This window comes from Lancefieldella sp. (genome assembly GCF_057237245.1).
Genome location: NZ_DBHHJM010000001.1, coordinates 81,657 through 100,871, shown reverse-complemented (window position 1 = coordinate 100,871; position 19,215 = coordinate 81,657). Strand labels below are relative to the sequence as shown.

At 51.7% G+C, this 19,215-nt stretch carries 24 protein-coding genes; all 24 read left to right on the top strand.

The window, feature by feature from the left end; all coding sequences use genetic code 11:
- Window positions 1–580: 580 nt before the first annotated feature.
- Entirely contained in the window at window positions 581–1,585 is a 1,005-nt protein-coding gene (locus tag ACO5GU_RS00455) for a DUF4417 domain-containing protein (RefSeq protein ID WP_484929544.1), read from the top strand.
- Between the two features lies 1 nt (window position 1,586).
- A complete protein-coding gene (locus ACO5GU_RS00450) occupies window positions 1,587–2,312 on the top strand; it encodes a hypothetical protein (RefSeq protein ID WP_484929542.1) in 726 nt (241 codons plus the stop codon).
- A 9-nt stretch (window positions 2,313–2,321) separates the two neighbouring features.
- Window positions 2,322–2,519, top strand: a complete 198-nt coding sequence (locus ACO5GU_RS00445; protein WP_484929540.1) for a hypothetical protein — start codon at window positions 2,322–2,324, stop codon at window positions 2,517–2,519.
- An 84-nt stretch (window positions 2,520–2,603) separates the two neighbouring features.
- The gene (locus ACO5GU_RS00440) at window positions 2,604–3,005 is read left to right on the top strand and encodes a P27 family phage terminase small subunit (protein WP_311396573.1); all 402 of its coding nucleotides are present in this window, start codon (window positions 2,604–2,606) and stop codon (window positions 3,003–3,005) included.
- On the top strand, window positions 2,998–4,434 hold the full coding sequence (locus ACO5GU_RS00435; protein ID WP_484929538.1) for a hypothetical protein: 1,437 nt from the start codon (window positions 2,998–3,000) through the stop codon (window positions 4,432–4,434). The genes ACO5GU_RS00440 and ACO5GU_RS00435 overlap by 8 nt, the downstream gene beginning before the upstream one ends.
- Window positions 4,431–5,888: a hypothetical protein gene (locus tag ACO5GU_RS00430; RefSeq protein WP_484929536.1), complete on the top strand. Its 1,458-nt coding sequence runs from the start codon at window positions 4,431–4,433 to the stop codon at window positions 5,886–5,888. The genes ACO5GU_RS00435 and ACO5GU_RS00430 overlap by 4 nt, the downstream gene beginning before the upstream one ends.
- Window positions 5,888–6,706 (top strand): VG15 protein, encoded by an 819-nt coding sequence (locus ACO5GU_RS00425; RefSeq protein ID WP_484929534.1) that lies wholly within the window; start codon window positions 5,888–5,890, stop codon window positions 6,704–6,706. The genes ACO5GU_RS00430 and ACO5GU_RS00425 overlap by 1 nt, the downstream gene beginning before the upstream one ends.
- 80 nt (window positions 6,707–6,786) lie before the next feature.
- Complete coding sequence (locus tag ACO5GU_RS00420; RefSeq protein WP_484929532.1) at window positions 6,787–7,308, top strand: hypothetical protein; 522 nt, start codon at window positions 6,787–6,789, stop codon at window positions 7,306–7,308.
- Between the two features lie 12 nt (window positions 7,309–7,320).
- The gene (locus tag ACO5GU_RS00415) at window positions 7,321–8,208 is read left to right on the top strand and encodes a hypothetical protein (protein ID WP_484929530.1); all 888 of its coding nucleotides are present in this window, start codon (window positions 7,321–7,323) and stop codon (window positions 8,206–8,208) included.
- A 14-nt stretch (window positions 8,209–8,222) separates the two neighbouring features.
- Entirely contained in the window at window positions 8,223–8,618 is a 396-nt protein-coding gene (locus ACO5GU_RS00410; protein ID WP_484929528.1) for a hypothetical protein, read from the top strand.
- A gap of 10 nt (window positions 8,619–8,628) precedes the next feature.
- Window positions 8,629–9,006: a hypothetical protein gene (locus ACO5GU_RS00405; RefSeq protein WP_484929526.1), complete on the top strand. Its 378-nt coding sequence runs from the start codon at window positions 8,629–8,631 to the stop codon at window positions 9,004–9,006.
- Window positions 8,999–9,286 carry a hypothetical protein gene (locus ACO5GU_RS00400; RefSeq protein ID WP_484929524.1) on the top strand — a complete coding sequence of 96 codons (288 nt, stop codon included), beginning with the start codon at window positions 8,999–9,001 and terminating at the stop codon, window positions 9,284–9,286. The genes ACO5GU_RS00405 and ACO5GU_RS00400 overlap by 8 nt, the downstream gene beginning before the upstream one ends.
- 5 nt (window positions 9,287–9,291) lie before the next feature.
- On the top strand, window positions 9,292–9,657 hold the full coding sequence (locus ACO5GU_RS00395) for a hypothetical protein (RefSeq protein ID WP_484929522.1): 366 nt from the start codon (window positions 9,292–9,294) through the stop codon (window positions 9,655–9,657).
- A gap of 3 nt (window positions 9,658–9,660) precedes the next feature.
- The gene (locus ACO5GU_RS00390; RefSeq protein WP_484929520.1) at window positions 9,661–10,242 is read left to right on the top strand and encodes a phage tail tube protein; all 582 of its coding nucleotides are present in this window, start codon (window positions 9,661–9,663) and stop codon (window positions 10,240–10,242) included.
- Window positions 10,243–10,316: 74 nt separating this feature from the next.
- A complete protein-coding gene (locus tag ACO5GU_RS00385; RefSeq protein WP_484929518.1) occupies window positions 10,317–10,706 on the top strand; it encodes a hypothetical protein in 390 nt (129 codons plus the stop codon).
- Between the two features lie 370 nt (window positions 10,707–11,076).
- On the top strand, window positions 11,077–14,001 hold the full coding sequence (locus ACO5GU_RS00380) for a tape measure protein (protein WP_484929516.1): 2,925 nt from the start codon (window positions 11,077–11,079) through the stop codon (window positions 13,999–14,001).
- Window positions 14,002–14,832 carry a hypothetical protein gene (locus ACO5GU_RS00375; RefSeq protein WP_484929514.1) on the top strand — a complete coding sequence of 277 codons (831 nt, stop codon included), beginning with the start codon at window positions 14,002–14,004 and terminating at the stop codon, window positions 14,830–14,832.
- Complete coding sequence (locus ACO5GU_RS00370; protein ID WP_484929512.1) at window positions 14,823–15,797, top strand: hypothetical protein; 975 nt, start codon at window positions 14,823–14,825, stop codon at window positions 15,795–15,797. Before ACO5GU_RS00375 ends, ACO5GU_RS00370 begins: the two co-directional genes overlap by 10 nt.
- Entirely contained in the window at window positions 15,794–16,045 is a 252-nt protein-coding gene (locus ACO5GU_RS00365; RefSeq protein ID WP_484929510.1) for a hypothetical protein, read from the top strand. The genes ACO5GU_RS00370 and ACO5GU_RS00365 overlap by 4 nt, the downstream gene beginning before the upstream one ends.
- Window positions 16,046–16,055: 10 nt before the next feature.
- Window positions 16,056–16,928 carry a hypothetical protein gene (locus ACO5GU_RS00360; RefSeq protein WP_484929508.1) on the top strand — a complete coding sequence of 291 codons (873 nt, stop codon included), beginning with the start codon at window positions 16,056–16,058 and terminating at the stop codon, window positions 16,926–16,928.
- Window positions 16,929–16,948: 20 nt separating this feature from the next.
- On the top strand, window positions 16,949–17,293 hold the full coding sequence (locus ACO5GU_RS00355; protein ID WP_484929506.1) for a hypothetical protein: 345 nt from the start codon (window positions 16,949–16,951) through the stop codon (window positions 17,291–17,293).
- Window positions 17,294–17,315: 22 nt separating this feature from the next.
- Window positions 17,316–17,531, top strand: a complete 216-nt coding sequence (locus ACO5GU_RS00350; RefSeq protein WP_484929504.1) for a holin — start codon at window positions 17,316–17,318, stop codon at window positions 17,529–17,531.
- Window positions 17,531–18,571, top strand: coding sequence for a peptidoglycan recognition protein family protein (locus tag ACO5GU_RS00345; RefSeq protein WP_484929502.1), 1,041 nt, complete (start codon window positions 17,531–17,533; stop codon window positions 18,569–18,571). Before ACO5GU_RS00350 ends, ACO5GU_RS00345 begins: the two co-directional genes overlap by 1 nt.
- Before the next feature lie 287 nt (window positions 18,572–18,858).
- On the top strand, window positions 18,859–19,164 hold the full coding sequence (locus ACO5GU_RS00340) for a hypothetical protein (protein WP_484929500.1): 306 nt from the start codon (window positions 18,859–18,861) through the stop codon (window positions 19,162–19,164).
- Window positions 19,165–19,215: the final 51 nt, after the last annotated feature.

Genomic DNA, 19,215 nt, shown 5'->3' with positions numbered 1-19,215 from the left:
GTAGCACGGGGGGGCATATGGGCGCAAATGTAAGACGAGCTAACAGCACACGCAGAAACGCGGTACGCGCAAGGGTACGCGCTCAATGCGCGCCCTGCTGGATATGCGGGCTTGATATCGATTACAACCGACCAGCACGCGACCCGCTCGCCTATGAAGCTGACGAGCTAGTACCCGTAAGCCAGGGCGGCTCACCCTATGACGCGGCTAACATACGGGCGGCGCATAGGTGCTGCAATGCGTGGCGTTCAGCGAAGAGCGTGGCCAAGGTTGAGAAGCTCAAAGCCGCCGCAATCGCCCGCGGTGCAGCATGGCAAACGCCTATAGACTTCGTGAACATCATGAGAGCAACGCAGAGCCACGCTATAGACTCAGAAACATTATTGCAGTACCAGCATACCACGACGTGGTAAACAGGAGCTTAGAATGGCTTACAGTGCCTAGTATAGGGGGGTCTTTTGCTGAAACAGGGCTCGCCATACCTTGCACCCAGGGCTAATATCCCCCCGATGTGTTTTTTTCACAACAAGCCGCCTAGCTGCGGCGATGTATATTCACCCTTAATATATGCAGGTGACAAATGGATATCAACGAAATTATCCCGTACGCCCGAAACGCGCGGCATAACAAGAAGGCTATTCCAGCCGTTGCGGACAGTATCCGACAGTTTGGACTTCGTGGCCAAATCGTGTTAGAGAGCCGCGATAACCCCGTGATTGTTACAGGCCACACGCGCGTTGAAGCGTGTAAATCTCTCGGCTGGAAAGAGATACCCGACGAGAACATCGCCTATTGCGACGGCTTAACGGAAGATGAAATCAAGGCATACCGTATCGCGGACAACAAAACGGGCGAGATATCAACATGGAATATTTCCATGCTCAAAAGCGAAGTCAAAAGCATTGGCAAGCTCGACATGTCAAAGTTCGGCTGCGACTTCAAGAGTAAAGACATGGCGTACGGTGCCCATATCTTAAACAATAATCGCGGCTGGAACATGGATATTTGTTGCCGTGATGATTGTACGGGCGCGTATGAGCTTCCACCGCTCGAGCCGTGCGACGTGAAGCCGCACGATTTAATCAGCTTCAACTTCTGCAAGACGGCGACCGATTTTAATTGCGGCGTTCATTTTTGCATTGATGATTACCAGTTCGAGCGCGTTTGGAACGAGCCGCATAAATACGTTGACTTGCTAAAGAAGTTCGAGTGCGTCGTTTGTCCCGATTTTAGCGTTTACATCGATATGCCATATCCGATGAAGCTATGGAACATTTACCGTTCCCGCGCGCTCGGTTTCTTTTGGCAATCGCAGGGGCTAAAAGTCGTGCCAAATGTTACGTGGAGCGACGCGTCGAGCTTCCCTTACTGTTTCGACAGCTTGCCACAAGGCGAAACGATTTTCATTTCTACCGTTGGCGTTACCCGCGACAAAGAAGCACGAGCTGGCGCGGTCGCTGGCTTTAGCAAGGCACTAGAAGCAACGAAGCCAAAGCGCGTTTTGCTCTTAGGCGACGCGCTCGACGTTGACTTCGGAGACATTGAAGTTTGCAACTATAAACCCTCATCGTTTAAGCGAGGTTAGCATGGCAAAACCTAAAAATTGGAAAGAATTACGCGCTGTTGTATGGGCTGGCGGTAAAGACGACCCCGATGTTGGGGATATACCAGGATTGGTGACACAAGAGAGCAGAAATGAAATCAGAGAGCAGTACCAGCAACTAGGATTTGTGAATGTTTGGAATACTGACAAAATAGATGCTGAGATAATGAACGAGAATTTGTCCAGGCTAAAAGAGCTTGAAGCAAAATATGGAGCGATTAAAGCGTCAGAAAATCCCGTGCTAAATGGAGTAGAGACTAACGCGTTTGCTTATGTTGCAAGCATACCAAGCAACAGAAAATCGCAATCTCTTAACTTTTCGTTGGGTGAGGGTCATACAAGCGCAAATGAATTAGCTGGTCGTGTTATCGTTGCGTCAAAAATTGGAAATTTTATGCCTTATGGCAAAAGCAGAAAAGAAGCCGTAGCCTACACGGTGACGCATGAATACGGGCATATGGTTCAAAACATTATGTACAGCAATTACACAGGTGTAAAAACTTTTTCCGCGTATTCAGATAGTGTTGCGAGGGGTATAATAGCTAATGCAAGGCGTAAATATGGAATGAACGGCATTGAACAAGTATCACGATACGGACTTCGGTCGCCACAGGAATTTTTTGCTGAAGCTTTTGCAAATGCTCATTCCTCTACGCCAAACGCTGTTGGCTTAGCTATGCAGGATTTTTTACGCAAACAAGGGTATTAGGTGGTATGAATGTTAAAAGATGAAACACCTTTATTTTTGACTAATCGTAATTGGTACACAACGCCAGAAGATGAGGGGATAGACTGGATTTTCTTTGACGACGGGCGAGGATACCATATCAAAGATGACGCGCCCGAAGAAGTAAAAAAGAGCTATTACGATTGGTATGCAAAAGAAACTGATTTACAGGGACGCGAGAGCGTTTAGGTCGTCTAATAGCTTCTAACACATAGAGCAATCAATTTAAGCAGTCATGTTTTCGTGGCTGCTTTTTTATTAGCGAGGTGATACATGCCACGGAAAAAAGCAAGCGGACTTGAAAAGCCAGCAAACGTGGCAAATGACCCGTTTAAGTCCGCGAAGTGGGACGAAATCACGAGCGCGAGGACGTTTAGCACATCAGACGTTCCCGCGCTTCTTCTTTTGGTGCAGTGGCACGCGGTCGCGCAACAGTGCATTGACGACATCGACGACGTGGGACAGGTCGCATATCAAAACAAACTCGGCGACCTAAAGGCATTACCACAGATATCGACGCTCAAACAAGCGAGCGCGGAAATTAGGCAGCTCAATAAACAACTCGGTATCAATGACGCGGCAGAGCCGGAAAAGAAAAAGACGAAACAAGCGTCGATGTTGCAATTCGTAATGAACGACCGCGCGAAGAAAGCAAAGCGGGTGAACGGTGGCTAAACGTTACGGTCGGCAAACGCCGACATACGAGATAGTCGGCAAGTATGCATACACCGACGGCGAGCAAGCAACCGCCCTGGCTTCCGAGTTTTGGGACGCGCCTTTGGAGTGGCAGCAGCACTTCTTGGACGTAATGCTTGCACGCGATAAGCGCGATAAATACGCGTTCAAAACCGTTGGACTCTCACTTGCTAGACAAAACGGTAAATCGTGGAGCGTTCGCGCTCGTTGTTTTTATGGCTTAATCGCCGACGGCGAAAAAATCTTGTACACGTGCCAACATGGCGACACCGCCGACGGCATGTTCAAAGAGTTGTCCGCGCCGTTTGAGGACGAGGAAAACGAGGACTTAAACGACCTATTAGACACGGTACGCAAAACTAACGGCCAGCAAGCTATTTACTTGAAGAATGGCGGCTATATCCGCTTTACTACGCGTACAAACAACCTTGCACGCGGTAAAAGCTACGACGTTGTAATTTATGACGAAGCGCAGGAGTTGACGCGCGAGCAACAGGACGCGTCACGCTTTGTTACGTCGGCAAGCAAGAAACATAACGCACAAGTTATCTACCTTGGAACGCCGCCAAATGAGAAAGCACCCGCCGAGGTGTTCAAACCCCTACATGACAGGGTACACGACGGCGATACAAAGGGTACGGCGTGGCTGGAATGGGCGGTCGAGGAAGTCGGCGACACGCACGAAGTAGACCGCTGGTACGAAACAAACCCGTCACTCGGCTATCTCATCGATGAAGAAACAATCGCCGCAGAAGCGGACGATGTTGCACCCGATAGCTTCGCACGCGAACGTTTGGGTTGGTGGGCGAAAGCTGGCGTAATCAAAACGGCAATAGACCCCGACGTTTGGCGCGCCGCCCGTATTAAGTCTATCGGCGACAAATACAAGAAGAAAACGACATTTGGTGTTCGTTTCTCCAACGACGGTTCAATCTATGCGCTGGTTGGCTGCAAGCAAAACAAGGACGGTGAGTTTGCCGTGGAGCTGGTCGAGGTCGGCACAACGGAACGCGGCACGCGCTCACTTGCAGAAGAAATCGTGAACCGAAAACAGACGGTCAACGCGTGCATGATTGACGGCTTAAACGGCGCGGAAGCACTTTGCACGAACCTAGCGGAACTCAAAGCCCCGCGAGGATACATTACGCGTCCAAACACCGCCGATGTTATCGCCGCGTCGCAATCGTTCTTGGACGGACTCACCGACGGCACGATTAAACACACATACGCCCGAGCATTCGACAATTCCGCGCTTGGGTGCGTTCGACGTTCAATCGGAAGCCGTGGAGGTTGGGGCTTTGGCTCAACGGACGCAGCCGACAGCACAATTACAGAAGCGGCCGCACTTGCCGTTTGGTGCTGCAAGAACACCCGAAGAAACCCTAGAAGAAAGCAGCGAATACTATGATTTATCAAGATAAATTCTTGTACGGCGGTATCTCAACGCCAAACCTCGATAATGTCCCCGACGCTTACCGTGACACGGTAAAGCGTCTTTTTTTGCGCTGGTCAAGCGTTTACGCTCGAAATTACGAGCTATACCAGTATTACACGATGAAGTCGCAGCTAAAGAGTATCGGACTCGACATCACGCCAGCAATGCCAAACTTGAACACCGTTGTTGGTTGGTGTTCTAAAGCGGTACGCGCTCATTCTATGCGCTCCGTCTTTGACGGCTTTGTTTTCGGCGGCCAGCAAAACGCAACACTTGACGCAGTTGTACGCACTAACCGCATGCGCTCGATTTACCAACAGGCGTGGAGCTCTGCGCTCGTGTATGGCATTTCCGCCGTTACCGTCATGCGTTCCGTTGACGCAAATAACCCCGTTAAAGTCCGCGTATTCAGCGCAAATCAATTTTGTACCGAGTGGGATACAGCCGCCGACGGCGTTACAAATGGCGTATTCCTTACAAGCGTTGACGAGAAGGGCGCGCCCGACCAGTACACGGTGCATATGCCCTACACCGTGCTAACGCTTGACCGCGTGGACGCTAATACTTGGGTATGCGTTGAGGAACATCACCCCATGAGCCGCCCTCTCTTTGACGTGTTCGTGAACGACCCTGACCCCGACCGACCACTCGGACACTCTCTCATTACGCCCGAGTTAATGGGTATCGTTGACAAGGCAATGCGCGACGTTGCAAACATGGAAATCGGCGCGGCTTTGTTCACATATCCGCAGCGTTATATTTTGGGCGCGGCAGAAGGACTATTCGGCGATAGTGTAAGCGGTGATGACGATGAAGAAGGCGAGGAAGGCAGCGAACCAACGCCAAGCACCCCCGCTTCTCGTTTCAAGCTATACACCGGCGCGATTATGGCAATCTCGCGCGATGAAAACGGCGAAATTCCACAGGTCGGGCAATTTGCGGCAGGTAACGCAGAGAACTTTACCCGCGTTTTTGAAAACGACGCTCAACGTTTCAGTGGCGCAACAAACGTGCCACTCGCGCAGCTAGGCGTTCTCTCGAATACATACACGTCTTCCGACGCTCTCGGCGCGGCTAATGACCCGCTTATTCTTGAGGTTGAAACAGCTAACCGACGTAACGCCGAAGTGCTCGAAAACATCGCTCGTATGATTATGGCAGTCGCCAATAACAAGGCACTAGACGAACTCACAGACGAGCAAAACAGCGTTCAAGCGTATATGCAAGACCCGAGCATGCCTACAATCGCGGCACGCGCCGACGCATGGACTAAGATGTCCGCTTCCGATAAATCAATCGTTGGAACGCGTGTTTACTATGAGGGTATCGGACTTTCACAGCCAACCATTGACCGTTTACGTGCTGAACAGCGACAGGCGGGCGCGCTTGATATGCTATCCGCCATTGCCGCGAAAATGGAGGGTTAATGATACCTCGCGAAACGTTCGACAGGTTCGACACGTCATTGCAAACCGCGGCAACGCTTGCAGAAAATGCCGTCGTTGAGCTTATGAGTAACACCGTCGGAATGACCGACACGCAAACACAGGCATATCTCTTGCAGCAATACCCCGCACTCGTTAAAGCGTACGGCAATCTTGCAGCGGCGGCCGCCGTCGAGTATTACAACGATTTACGCGCCACGTATGACCTCGACAGCGACTATACGGCGACCATTCCCGAGATTAACAAGCATTATCAAGCAATCGGGGACGTTAACCGCACGCTAGAAGAAGCCGACGACATAACGCAGGTACAAAGCAATCTTTCTGCATTGAGTGGCCGCCGCGTCATGGAATACGCCGACGATACGTTCACCGATAACGCATTACGCGATCCCGCGCACCCCCGTTGGGCGTTGATACCGCATGCGGGAGCATGTGCGTGGTGTTTGCTAATCGGTTCAAACGGCTTTGTTTATTCCGAGGACGGCGTACTCGCTTCAAGGCATACGCACTGCAAATGCACGCCTACAGTTGATTTTGGAAACAGTCCTGGCGTGCAAGGCTTCAATCAAAAGAAGCTGCAACGCTATTACAGCACGGCGCGTGCGTCTGTCGAAGATGAAGCGCGTACGCAGTGGGCGGCGATGTCACCCGAGGAGCGCAAGAAGTACACGCGAACGCGAACAACGCGAGACGGTAGAAAGGTTGGCGGAAACACGCCGTCATACGACGCTTACCTGCGAAATAAGATAGTGTCGCGTATGGCAAAACAGTTACACATAGCAGAACATAAACACTAGAAGAAGCGGCGAAAGCCGCTTTTTTCATGTCGAAAAGCCGCACGGCTTGCAATGGGCGCAAAGCCTAGAAAGAGGAACAAATGAGCCAGGAAGAGACACAGGCAACCGAGGGCGCAAAGCTCGAAGAAACCGTCGAAACAGTCGAAGTTGAGCAGTCACAGGCAGAAGAGCCAAAAGAACAGGCAGAGCCAACAGAGCCAACTACCGACTGGAAGGCAAACTCGCGCAAGTGGGAAGACCGCGCAAAGTCTAACAAAGAGCAGCTAGACGAAGCATTGAAGAAAATCGAGGAGTTACAGGCTTCACAGGCTACCAACGCAAACGAGCAGCTAGAGCAAGCCAACGCAAAAATCGCGGAATTGCAACTCAAAATCAAGGTTTCCAAGGATACGGGCGTTCCCGTGGAGCTGTTACAGGGTTCAGACGAGGAAGCAATCACCGCAAGCGCAAACGCGCTCACTTCTTACGCTCAATCGTTCGCCAAATCAAATGCCGCATACCCGCTAGATAAGGGCGGCGCGGCACATTCAACCGCAGGCAATGTCGAGGACATTGCCGACCCCGTGGCACGCGTACAGGCGCGCGCCCGAACTCTACTTTAAGGAGCAAAAATTATGGCAGCACCAGCAAACATTGTTAACGCCGCAGCAGTTAACGCTTCTCTTGACGTTGAGGTATTGAAGAACTTCCGCGGCCAGTATGACCGACTCGCAGAAATTCTCGGTATCTTCTCTCCAGAGGTTGTCGCAGCAGGTACAGCAATCTATCAGACCAAGTTTAACGGCACTCTGAACAACACCGCTTCCGGCACTGGTTATGTCGAGGGCGACGAGGTAGCACTCTCTAAGTTTGGCGTTGATAAGGTCGCAATCGACCCAATCCAGCTCGTCCCATACCGCAAGATGACCACCGCACAGGCAATTCTCAAGTCCGGCCACGTCCGCGCCGTCATGGGCACCGACGCAAAGATGATTTCCACCGTCCGCGCAGGTGTCGTTTCCGATTTCTTCGGCCTTCTGGCTAACGGCACTACCACTGCAAATGGCAAGGGACTACAGGCAGCACTCGCAAATGGCGTTGCTAAGCTCGGTGACGTTCTCGAGAACGCTAATGACGCAGCCAGCCGCGTTGTAACCTTTATGAACCGCCAGGACGCAGCAGATTACCTCGGAACTGCAACCATTACCAACCAGGACGTTTTCGGCATGACCTACCTGGAGAACTTCTTGGGCGCAACTAATGTGTTCCTCACCTCTAAGGTACCAGCCGGCACTATTTATACCACCGCAGCCGAGAATATCCACGCTTACGCAATCGACTTCAGCGGTCTTGGTGAAGCTGGTATGCCTTATGCAGTCGATGAGAGCGGCATTATCGGCGTTTCCCACCGTCCAGCATATGACCACGTTTCCGTCGAGACAAACATTCTTCGCGGCGTTCGCTTTGTCCCAGAGATGAAGGATTACATCGTAAAGACCACCATTCAGAAGGTAACCGCATAAGTTAGGACGTAACCATGCCCACAACATACGCAACAGTTGAAGAGTACAGACTCGACACAGGCGACCACGAGAGCGCGGCCGACCGTGTTTCAGCCGTACTTATGCAGCAGTCCGCAAAGTTGAGGGCGCGTCTGCAAATCTCGGAAAAGAAAAGACTAACCGCAGACCAACAGGCGTTAGCGCGTCTGTTGGTCACAGACGCAGCGCGTAAAACGCTCGTCCCGCCAACGCTCGACGGTTTCGGCGACATCACAGGCGCAAAGGCCGCGAGCTTCTCCGCTAACGGCTTTCAAGGCTCTGTAACAATCTCCAACCAAAGCGGCAGCGCATATTTTGACCGCGACACGCTAAACGTTCTCAAACGCTCTCTCGGGCGTTCGGCACGTATAGGCGTTATTTGTCCGTGGTAGGTGGTATCGCATGCTAGGCGAGACAGTAGACGTTTTAACGCGTACTAAAACAGGCCGTGACGGCATGGGCGAACCAGTCTACGAAATGGCGCAAAACACTGTTGAGGGTGTTTTGGTTCGCCCACTTTCTACCCTTGATATAGAAGCCCGTATCCGTGACGCAGGAAGCGCGGACGTACGCCCCGACGGTATCGAAATCAAATACTCGCTTGCTTTCCCCAAGTCGTACACCGGCGATTTAACTCACGCAAAAGTCGTGCTAGTTGACCGCGTACGTAATGGCGACCGCGACGCAATGACGTTCGATGTCGTCGGCTCACCCGATAGAACGCGTCCATGTCCTACACCTTGGAACATGATTGCGGAAGTCGGGGTGCAGCATGGGTGACGTTAGTTTCGAGCCGGTGCGTATCAACAAAGCAGCGGTGCAGGAAATCTTCAAAAGTCCCGCAATGCAGAGCCTTGTTAAAGAACGCATGGCAGAAATTGCCGCAACAGCAAACGGAAAAGTTGAGAGTAACCGTTCACCAAAGAGCCGAAACAGCGGAAACGCATTTGCGGCAACGGTGAAGGTTGGTCGCGGTACGGCTTTTGGCGTTGTTAAGCCCGTTTCTTTTGAAGGCAGGCATGCCGCGTCAAACGGCGCACTCGATGAATTTTTGGACTGATAACAATGCCACGACTAAATATCCAAGGCGACGTTAGACGGCGATTGCAAGAGCACTTCAAAGGCTTTACAGTCGCCGTTTCTGTTCCGGAGAAACGAAAGTTTCCGCTTGTTGTCGTACGTCGTACAGGCGGCGCACAAGAAGAAGGACTAGACCGCGCAACGCTAACCGTTCTTGTTTGGGATACCACCGAGCAGAAGGCATATGACGCGGCCGCGGCGGTTTCAGACGCAATCGCACTTCTTCCGTTCTACGCGGGATACGCAAAAGTCAAGGAAACGTCTTTTTATTCCGATTTTGACACTTCAACTAAAAGCCCACGTTATCACATCAGTTTTAACGTTTGGACGTACTTACCAAAGGAGAATTAACACATGGCAGCAGAACTTAACGCAAAGCTGGCGACCGCGTCAATTCCAGTTGCAGGCCGCGGCATTTGCTATGTTTCATTTAAGGCAAACCCTACATTGCCAACTAACGCAACCGCCGATATGTCTACCCTTACCGACTTCGAGTCCTTGGGCGAGCTTTCCGACAGTGGTTTCTCTGAGAGCCGCGCTATTAGCGCAAACGACCACAAGGGCGCGCACGGTACTGTCATTATGACAACCATCGATAATGACACCACCAAATACAAGGCAGCTTTCCTTGAGGTTTCCCGCGCCGCTGTTGCAAAGCTGCGTTTTGGTGATACTGCTGTTACCGAGACAACCGGTGACGTTACCAAGATTGACTTGCAGCCTTACAAGGGAACACCTCATGCCTTCATCTTTGAGGAGGAGGAGTCCAACGGTTATAAGCGTCGTACCGTCATTAAACGCGGCGTTATCTCCGCATTTGATGAGGTATCCCACAAGAAGGGCGACCTTATGGCATACGGTATGGATATTACCGTAAACGATACCGACGACGGTTCACCAGCCGTTGTTATCTACCGCGCAAAGCTGAGCGCATAGTAACTATCAGATGCACCCCCTCCACGCGAGGGGGTGTTTTTTATTTATTTCAAACTCGTAGAAAGTGAAACTCAATGAACGCTAAATATCTTGACACGATGAGCACGGAAGAACTCGAAGATTACGCGCAAATTCTCGGCTTTACCACTAAGGCAGCAAAGACCAAAGCCGCAAAAGTGCAGTTAATCGAGACAAAGCGTTCAGAGAGTGCAGAGGTCGAGATTTTCGGCATTAAATTCGTTATCCCAAAGAAGAAGTTTCATGACATGAAAATTAGCGAACTTCTTTCTAAGCCAGACCGAACAGATGACGACTTTGTCGAAGCTATCCGCATGCTTCTTGGCGACGAGCAATACGAAACCATTTATGAAGCAGTACGCGACGAGGACGGCACCGTCGATATTGACGGCCTAGTCCTTGTATATAAGCGTCTTTTTCAAAATGAAGCACTAAAAAACTTCTAACGCTTGCGCAACTCGAAGAAGGACATATCCGCGAGCTGCGACACGACTTCCGTGCATATTACCACGTCGCATATGACGAGGTAGAGCCAGCCGAAGCAATCGACCTAATCATGACGCTTCCGCCTGGCTCTCTTTACGTTGCCGCGGTGCGTCCCGAGTGTTCATGGTCGATTGAGCGCGAAGCCCTGGCAGATATCCAAGACACGATTTACACGGCCATGTGGGCGCGTGGAATGTGCAGCACGGACGAGCCGCCGTCGGTAGTACGCCCTCGCGATATTGAGCGTACAAAACGAGAGCGCGAGCGAACCAAACAAGCAATTAAACGACTCCAAGACCCAAATGTTAAATGGGAGGAGGTAACGGAATAATGGCAGGAGAAATCGGACGCTCCGACCTCTTAATCGTCCCAAAGTTTGAAAGTAAACTTTCGGACACGATTAATAAAGAACTAGGCGCTGCGTCAAAGACAGCAAGCAATACAGGCCACACAATCGGCACACAAACCGCGCAAGGTTTTAGCGGCGGTTTTGCTCAAGCTGGCGTTGTTGCGGGTGCTGTTAGTAGCATTGTCAACCGCGCTATGGCTTCTATTCAAGACCACGTCGGCGCGGCAGTATCGCGCTTTGATACGCTAACGCTTTACCCTCGCACAATGCAATCGCTAGGCTTTGCCGCCAAAGAGTCAACGGCAAGCATTAACTATATGTCTGACAGACTCCAGTCATTGCCTACACAGCTAGACACCATGGTTCAGACCGTCAAGGGACTAGCAGTCATCACAAACGACCTAGACCGTGCTACTAAAGTTGGCCTTGGCTTGAACGACATGCTCATTGCTTCGGGTGCAAATCAACAACTCGCTAGTGCTGCAATGGAACAGTTTAGACAGATTTTGTCTAAGGGTAGACCAGATATGCAGGACTGGAAGTCACTCATGCAGGCAATGCCTGGGCAGTTGACGCAGCTTGCACATGCTCTTCTCGGCCCTACACACAACGCCCGTGACTTGTACGCAGCCCTAGGCGGCGGAAAGCAAAAAGAAGGCGGCGCGATTTGGGGTACTGTTTCTATTGACCAGCTAATCGACGCAATTATCCGCTTAGACCTTGAAGGCGGAGCGGGTATTACCAGCTTCAAAGACCAGGCACAAACAGCCGCGGGCGGCATTGAAACGCAAATGGCGAACATGAACAACGCCATTACACGCGGCCTTGCTGGAACGCTGGAAGCAATCGGAAGCGTGAATATCGCGTCTTTCTTTGGTGATGTCCGCGGCGGTATCCTTGCTGGCTTTAAGACGTTCAACGGCTTTGTCAAAGACGCAGTGCCAACAATCAAGGCAGCAATTCCAGTTTTCCAAGCACTCGCGCCCGCCGTCATTGGCGGCTTTGCGGCATTCTCCGTGTTCGGCAAGGTTGAGCCTATCTTAAAGGCAACAAGCACATTTAACATGTTCGCTAAGGTTGCTTCACAGTTTGCATACGGCGGCGTGTTTAACGTCATCAAAAGCGGCTTCACGTCGCTTATAAGCACAATTAACCCCGTGACCGTCGGTATCGTTGCTATCGGTGCCGTTGTCGGTATCGCTGCTTCTCAATTCATGAAGATGAAAGAGCATAGCGACGGCGTGGCTAACGGCTTGAAATCGATTAACGACGTCGCTAACCAGTCGCACGGCTTGAGCACATATTCCTCGATGATTGATAAAATCACCGACACAGCGGGTGGCGCGGCCATGTCCGTTGATGCGCTCATGAAGTCTATTTCTGACAGTAATTCCAAGATTGCAAGCACGCTTTCAGAAGCAACAACCAACGTTGGAACGCTTGAACGCGCTAGAACAATCATCAGCAATTACGCGGGTGCGACAGACCTATCAACACAGGCACAAGGCCAGTTGTCGTGGGCACTCTCCACGCTCAATGAGCAGCTAGGCTTGAACATTTCGTCAACCGACGTAATGAACAACTCTTATACAGACGCTAACGGAAACGTTCAGAAGCTCACTGACTCTATCAACGAGCTTGTATCTGCTAAAGAAAAGGAAATCAAGACCGCCGCGCTTACTGAAACGCTGACAGAGCAGTACAAGCAGCGCGCCGCGGCAGCTCAAAGCCTAGCAGAAGCAGAACGCAAGCTAAACGCGGAGTACAGCGACGCAGCACACGAGGACTTTATTAACAAGCAAGTCGGCACATCGGACGGCGAGGGCGGAACTGTTACACGCGAGCAAGCCGAGCAAGATTGGCAACGCCGCAAGAACGCTTCACAGCTTGGCCAGGACGCACGCGACGCACGCAAGGCGTACGAGGAACTAGACGCAGCCGTTAGACAGACGGAAGGCGACTTGGAGGTTAACAGCAAGGCTGTTGACGCTAACTCCGACGCTTACAACGGACTTGTTAGCCGACTTTCCGACCTCACGCAAGCATACGTTAAACAGCACGGCTCACTTGCTGACTTCTCCAGTGACCTACAATCACTCGGAGCTGATACAACGCAGCTTGGCGACCTTACCGATGAACAGTGGCAGCGTATCGCGCAAGCATACGACGGCACGGCCGCTTCTTTGGTGCAGCCTTTGCGCGACTTGGGCGTGACGTTAGACGATACGGCCATCAAGGCACAGGAAGCCACAAAGCAGATTAACGACGCTCTCAATAGCTTCGGCGCAAATGACGCTATCGAGAGTGTAGGTATCAACGTCAATGACCTGTCCGCAGCCATGGCAAACGCTGGTATTACCGTTCAAGACTTGCAGGCAATCGGCAGCGAGAACTTCAAAGCCTTAGCTATCAACTCGAACGGCAATATCCAGTCAATCATTGCGACAGTTCAATCGCTCAATATGCAGGGTGTCAACGATAAGTCATTCACCATTACAGCACACGATAACGCATCAAGCGTTCTTCGCAGCGTTAAAGCGGAGCTGAACAGCCTTCATGACAAGAACATTCTTGTAAACCTCATGAAGCAGAACGCGGCAGGCGGTATCCGTGCTAACGCAGCGGGTGGCCTTCGCATGCACGCCGACGGCGCAATCGTTAATCGTGCAACCCCGCTTGACATTGTCGGCGAGGACGGCGCGGAAGCAATTATCCCACTCACAAACAAACGTTACGTGAAGCCATTTGCCGACGCAGTAGCGGAAGGCATACTCGGACAGTCCACAAATGACGCACTTATTCGCTGGCTGGCTCAAAACCTCGGTGCAATCATCGCCGCGAGTGCTCCAGTCGTAACCGTATCAGAGCGCGAACAGCGTAGACAGATTAGGGAGATGATGGCGTAAATGTCACAGGCACAATTTATTACCGCAGGCGGCACGACGTTTGATATCTCCGGCAACTTTGGAACGCTCATGTTTGGCGATGATTTGGCCGGCTGGGAATGGCGAAGCAACGCAACGCGTTTTAGCCGTGAAGCCAGGACATACAGCGTTGAACTGGTAGCACAAACTACCACGCAGCGCGAAGAAGTCGAGCGATTGTTAACGCTTGCAGATTACGACACCGAGCGCGGTTTGCCCGACAAGCTCGTAATTGATGGCTGGTATATAAACTGCAACATCGTAGAGGGCGGTGTATCGAACTGGTACGCCGCTTCTCGTACATGGCAGCTTAAATTACAGGCCAAGAACCCTATTTGGTATCGCGAACGTACTATCTCGTTCATGCCGCAAAGTGCAAGCAATGAACAGCTTACAGGACACGACTACCCGCACGACTACCCGCACGATTACGGCACATCGGCGCGAGGTTCACAGTTCGAGAATACGAGCCAAACGCCGTGCGATTTCCGACTAACTGTTTATGGTTACGCGGTAAACCCCTCAATCTATATCGCAGGTAATACGTACGGCGTGGATACTACCGTTCCAGAAGGCGGCTTGCTCGTCATTGACAGCACGAAGAAACGCAGCATGAACCGCGACAGTGTAATCATTAAGGACAAATACGGCAACGCAACGGACGCTTTCAAGTATCGCGTTCGTGGTATTGAAGGTTCGGGGTCGTATATCTTCCAGCGTGTCCCGCAGGGGCTTCACAACGTCACTTGGGAGCAATCATGGGGCTTTGACCTAACGCTAATCGAGCGAAGGGCGGCTCTACCGTGGATATAATCTTACGAAACAAGGACGGGGAAGATGAATTTATCATCGACCCCGTTTCTCTTGATATCGCTGTAGGCATTGGCGATAACGCCGAAAATGACTTTGAGTTGACCGTTCCAGCTAACGCGCCGCGTGCAGAGCGGGGACAATTCGTGTACATCGAAGGTACACCATACGGCGGCATGATTACGCGCATTAAGAGCGACGGCGCGTATAAGTGGCACGGCCAAACGTGGCAGGGGCTACTCAATAACCGCGTTATTCTCGCGCCCTCTGACGGTGACAACGTCTATTTTAACGGCGACATGCACCAAGTATTAAAGAACTGGGTATCGTGGCTTTCTTTAACGTCCGTCTTTGAGGTATCAGACGAAGCGTGCGCAATCGTTGCAAGCAATTACAAAGTACCGCTTTATTCCACGCTCTATGAAGCCCTAATGGGCGCATTAGACGCGCTAGGCGGCAAGCTGCGTATTCAGTGCAACGACCGCCGCGCCGTGCTTTCTATCATTCCGCGTAAAGACTGGACGGAAGATGAAGAGTTCGACACAGCGTTAACCAACGTAAAGGCGGATATCGACTTCTTACCATTCAATCATCTTGTATGCCGCGGTAAAGGCCAAAAGGGCGAACGTCTAGCGGTTGATTTGTACGCCGACCAAAACGGCAATATCTCGCGCATGAAGTCGCAAAGCGGCGTTTTTGAACGCTCTATGTATTACAACTATTCGGCAGCCGACCAAGCGACGCTTGAAGCCGACGGCAAAAAGAGACTCCAACAATACATCGACGAAGCGAAGAAGCTAACCGTTGTTTTGACGGATACGTCCGACCGATACGACGTCGGCGACATTGTCGGCGGCTTCGACGATAAAACAGGTTGGAGCGCAAAGGCACAAGTAACAAAAAAGGTTGTGACGCTGGATAACGCGGGCGTTGTCAAGGTCACATACACCACGGGAGACGCGAAATGAGACTGAACAATTACGTACACGTCGAGTGTGACGTTAAGGGGTGTCAAAGCAAGTTAGACGTACCCGAGAAAGAAGTTGACACTCACGGCTGGGCTGTAGGCGTTGAGTATATCGACGCTAAAGGCCATACAAAGAAATACGACCTCTGTTTTGAACATGCCATGCGTTGGCGTTATCTAAGACAACAGCACGACGCAGAAATCGACAATCTGATTTCCACAGGCAGTATCAAGAACCCCGTAATGTAGGAGGTAGCACATGGCATTTGATTTCGTAACCTCGCGCCAAAACAAAGCTCATGTAACCGCTGAGCAAGCCGGCGCGCTTAACATTGCTATCTTCGGCAATGGCAGATATATCACCAAGTACGCGCAGGGGCTAGAGGTTTCCGTAGCGTCAAGCAACAAGATTAACATTGCGCCGGGCGCATTGATTGTGGACGGCCGTTTTGTCATCAACGAGCGCGCCGAACAAGCAAGCATTGCCAACGGTACGCAGGGTAAATGGCGCAAAGACCTTGTTATTCTTACGCTGAAAGTCGACGCTTCAACAGGCGTTGGAACTACCGCGTTATCCACCATTCAAGGAACGCCAGCGGCAACGCAGGACGCGGCAAAAGACCCCGCATATACGCCAGGCGACCTCTCAAAGGGACAGTATCAAGCGCAAGTGCCGATTGCACGCGTCATTCTGAACGGCTTAACGCCAACCGTTGAGCACGCATTGCCAACCGTTGACGCGCTTACCAGTGAAAACTTTGAAATTATTTCATGTGAGCCGCCTAGTGGGTACAGCGGTTCAAGTAAGAACCTATGGCACGTATGGCGCAACGGCACAAGCGTTACTATCCACGCCCGCGTTTGGCTCGACGCTGGAATTAAAAACGACTCTCTTTTATGTCCGTTTCTTATTCCGGAAGGTTCGCGCCCGCCAAAGGTTGATAGCAGCAAATATAACGTTGAAGGGTACGAAAACATCTATTACAACGACGCGTTTTGTCCCAACAACGCCGACGTTATCAGTGTTCTTTCGGTACGTCCCGACGGCAAGATTTACATGCAGGACATGGGCGGCAAACCATCGCGCGATTGGCGTTACGGCACTCTGACGTACACCGTCGCGCCGAAGTAAGCGTGTAGGGAGGTGACACGATGAACCCTATTACGTTTGAGCAAGTGGTCGCGTTGCTTTCGTTCCTCGCGATGTTGATAAGCATGTTTAACGGTGCTCGCACCCTCGCAAAGAGCAACCAAGAAGGCGCGGAGCGTTTAGTCCGAATTGAAGAAGGCATTAAGAGCTTACGCAAAGACCTTGAAGAAAATCAGAAGGCATTTGCGGCTTACATGGCGCGTACAGATGAAAGTATTTCCAACGTTCGCTCGACAATCAACGACCATACCGCGCGTCTAGCGGTCGTAGAGGACGCAGTAAAAAGCAACTCGGGACGGCTTGGCCGCTTAGAAGCGGCGCACGACCACGAGCACGCAGGACATTAACAACCGTTTGAAAGGAAACATTATGAATGAGTGGGTTAAAGCAGCACTGGTACGAGCAATCAAGACCGCAGCGCAAACCGCAGTAGCACTTATCGGCACAAACGCAATCGGCATCACGGGCGTTGACTGGGTGGCCGTTGCTTCTGCGGCAGCTCTCGCGGCCATTGTATCCCTTCTGACCTCTATTGCTGGTATTCCAGAGGTACGCGAGGGAAAGTCACCTTTGGAGGGCAGATAATGGCTGATTTTTCGGGTGAGATTACCGCCGACGTTTGGGCACCTACATCGGCGTTTGACTCGGGACGCGGCGGGCATAGCGTTCAATACATAGTAGTACACCATGAAGCGGCTGTCGGTTTGACGGCCGCTTCTTTGTCCTCGATGTGGTCGCGTATGCAATCGCAGAGCGCGCATTACTCGGTAGATGGCGACGGCGTAATCGCCCAACACGTCTACGAGAGCGATACGGCTTGGGCATGCGGCAACTGGACGGCGAACCAGTCCAGCATTTCGATTGAGCATGCGAACAACTCCACGAACCCGTGGACGGTGTCAGAAGCAACCCTAGAGAGCGGCGCACACCTCGTGGCCGCTCTTCTTATTAAGTACGGTCTCGGCTATCCGCGTTGGGGTGGCAACGTTCGACCACATTCGCAGATTGTCGCGACCGCTTGTCCTGGTGAGCTTGCACACTCGCAGAACGCGCAATACATGAGCCGCGTTTGCTACTGGTATGAGGTTATGACTGGCACGCGTTCCGTTGAGGAGCGCGGCTGGCACACCAACGGCAAGGGTTCTTGGTGGTATCAGACGGGCGCAACCGCTGACGATTACGCCACAGGCTGGCTCAAAGTCGGCGACAGCTGGTATTACTTCAACGAGTCCGGCTGGATGTTAACCGGTTGGGTATTCGCGTCTTGGAGTGGCTCGGAGAAGTATTGGTGGTACTTCGGCGATGACGGCGCATTGCAGTTCGATAAGTGGATTGAGTACAATAACGGCTGGTATATGTTGCTCTCTGACGGCCGCATGGCCACTGGCTGGCAGGAGCGTGACGGCAAGCGTTATTACCTCGACGAGACAGGCCGCATGGCCGCAGGCTGGCTAAAGCTGGACGACGCGTGGTATTATCTGCGTTCCGACGGTTCGTGTGTAGTCGACGGCTTGTATGAGGTCGGCGCGGATAACATTTGCGCGTTCGATAAAGACGGTCGATTGCTCACAGGTGACATCACAGTCACAACTAACGACGACGGCTATATCTCGGGCGTTAAGTAACACGTCTAGAGCTGCTCGGAAGAGTGCAAGACTAGACTTGTAACCCCTCTCGCTTCGGCGGGAGGGGCTCTTTTTTTATGCCGATTTGCTATAATGGACGTACTAAAAAAAGAGCGGTTACTTGCTCTTTATACGGGCTGTGTATAGTGCATAGCCCTAATTTTATGCCAAAAAATTTTCTAAAAATTTCTAAAATTCTGCTTGACTTAGTCCCTAAACGGGACTATATTATAAATAACAAGAGGGAGACACAAGGTCATACCTCAGCCCAGAGAAGGGGAACAGAAATGAACGCAACTATCCTTTATCAGATGAAGCACAGCAAGTCCTCAACCGCACGCCGCATGGCTAGTGAGCTGCTAGAGAACGCACGCGATTATACTTCCGACCTCGACTCAGCACACGCAGCGGGTTACAGCGATAGCCGCGTGACCGTCGCCGAGAAGCTCGAGAAAGACGCGTCGGCACATATCGTCGAGCAGCATACAAGCAAGAAGCACGGCGAGCTGGTCACAACTGTTGAGTTTAAGGGCGGCCACCGCACGCAGTACGTCGGCAGCCTTGATTACAACTTCGTGTTGTGGAATTGGTAGGGGGGTGTGAGTTATGTATTTAATTAGACTTCGTCCGTGGTTTGCGACAAT

Bases quoted from the DNA above. Each gene is read 5' to 3' on its own strand.
- ACO5GU_RS00455 (WP_484929544.1), top strand. From the start codon at position 581: ATGGATATCAACGAAATTATCCCGTACGCCCGAAACGCGCGGCATAAC.
- ACO5GU_RS00450 (WP_484929542.1), top strand. From the start codon at position 1,587: ATGGCAAAACCTAAAAATTGGAAAGAATTACGCGCTGTTGTATGGGCT.
- ACO5GU_RS00445 (WP_484929540.1), top strand. From the start codon at position 2,322: ATGTTAAAAGATGAAACACCTTTATTTTTGACTAATCGTAATTGGTAC.
- ACO5GU_RS00440 (WP_311396573.1), top strand. From the start codon at position 2,604: ATGCCACGGAAAAAAGCAAGCGGACTTGAAAAGCCAGCAAACGTGGCA.
- ACO5GU_RS00430 (WP_484929536.1), top strand. From the start codon at position 4,431: ATGATTTATCAAGATAAATTCTTGTACGGCGGTATCTCAACGCCAAAC.
- ACO5GU_RS00425 (WP_484929534.1), top strand. From the start codon at position 5,888: ATGATACCTCGCGAAACGTTCGACAGGTTCGACACGTCATTGCAAACC.
- ACO5GU_RS00420 (WP_484929532.1), top strand. From the start codon at position 6,787: ATGAGCCAGGAAGAGACACAGGCAACCGAGGGCGCAAAGCTCGAAGAA.
- ACO5GU_RS00415 (WP_484929530.1), top strand. From the start codon at position 7,321: ATGGCAGCACCAGCAAACATTGTTAACGCCGCAGCAGTTAACGCTTCT.
- ACO5GU_RS00410 (WP_484929528.1), top strand. From the start codon at position 8,223: ATGCCCACAACATACGCAACAGTTGAAGAGTACAGACTCGACACAGGC.
- ACO5GU_RS00405 (WP_484929526.1), top strand. From the start codon at position 8,629: ATGCTAGGCGAGACAGTAGACGTTTTAACGCGTACTAAAACAGGCCGT.
- ACO5GU_RS00400 (WP_484929524.1), top strand. From the start codon at position 8,999: ATGGGTGACGTTAGTTTCGAGCCGGTGCGTATCAACAAAGCAGCGGTG.
- ACO5GU_RS00395 (WP_484929522.1), top strand. From the start codon at position 9,292: ATGCCACGACTAAATATCCAAGGCGACGTTAGACGGCGATTGCAAGAG.
- ACO5GU_RS00390 (WP_484929520.1), top strand. From the start codon at position 9,661: ATGGCAGCAGAACTTAACGCAAAGCTGGCGACCGCGTCAATTCCAGTT.
- ACO5GU_RS00385 (WP_484929518.1), top strand. From the start codon at position 10,317: ATGAACGCTAAATATCTTGACACGATGAGCACGGAAGAACTCGAAGAT.
- ACO5GU_RS00380 (WP_484929516.1), top strand. From the start codon at position 11,077: ATGGCAGGAGAAATCGGACGCTCCGACCTCTTAATCGTCCCAAAGTTT.
- ACO5GU_RS00375 (WP_484929514.1), top strand. From the start codon at position 14,002: ATGTCACAGGCACAATTTATTACCGCAGGCGGCACGACGTTTGATATC.
- ACO5GU_RS00365 (WP_484929510.1), top strand. From the start codon at position 15,794: ATGAGACTGAACAATTACGTACACGTCGAGTGTGACGTTAAGGGGTGT.
- ACO5GU_RS00360 (WP_484929508.1), top strand. From the start codon at position 16,056: ATGGCATTTGATTTCGTAACCTCGCGCCAAAACAAAGCTCATGTAACC.
- ACO5GU_RS00355 (WP_484929506.1), top strand. From the start codon at position 16,949: ATGAACCCTATTACGTTTGAGCAAGTGGTCGCGTTGCTTTCGTTCCTC.
- ACO5GU_RS00350 (WP_484929504.1), top strand. From the start codon at position 17,316: ATGAATGAGTGGGTTAAAGCAGCACTGGTACGAGCAATCAAGACCGCA.
- ACO5GU_RS00345 (WP_484929502.1), top strand. From the start codon at position 17,531: ATGGCTGATTTTTCGGGTGAGATTACCGCCGACGTTTGGGCACCTACA.
- ACO5GU_RS00340 (WP_484929500.1), top strand. From the start codon at position 18,859: ATGAACGCAACTATCCTTTATCAGATGAAGCACAGCAAGTCCTCAACC.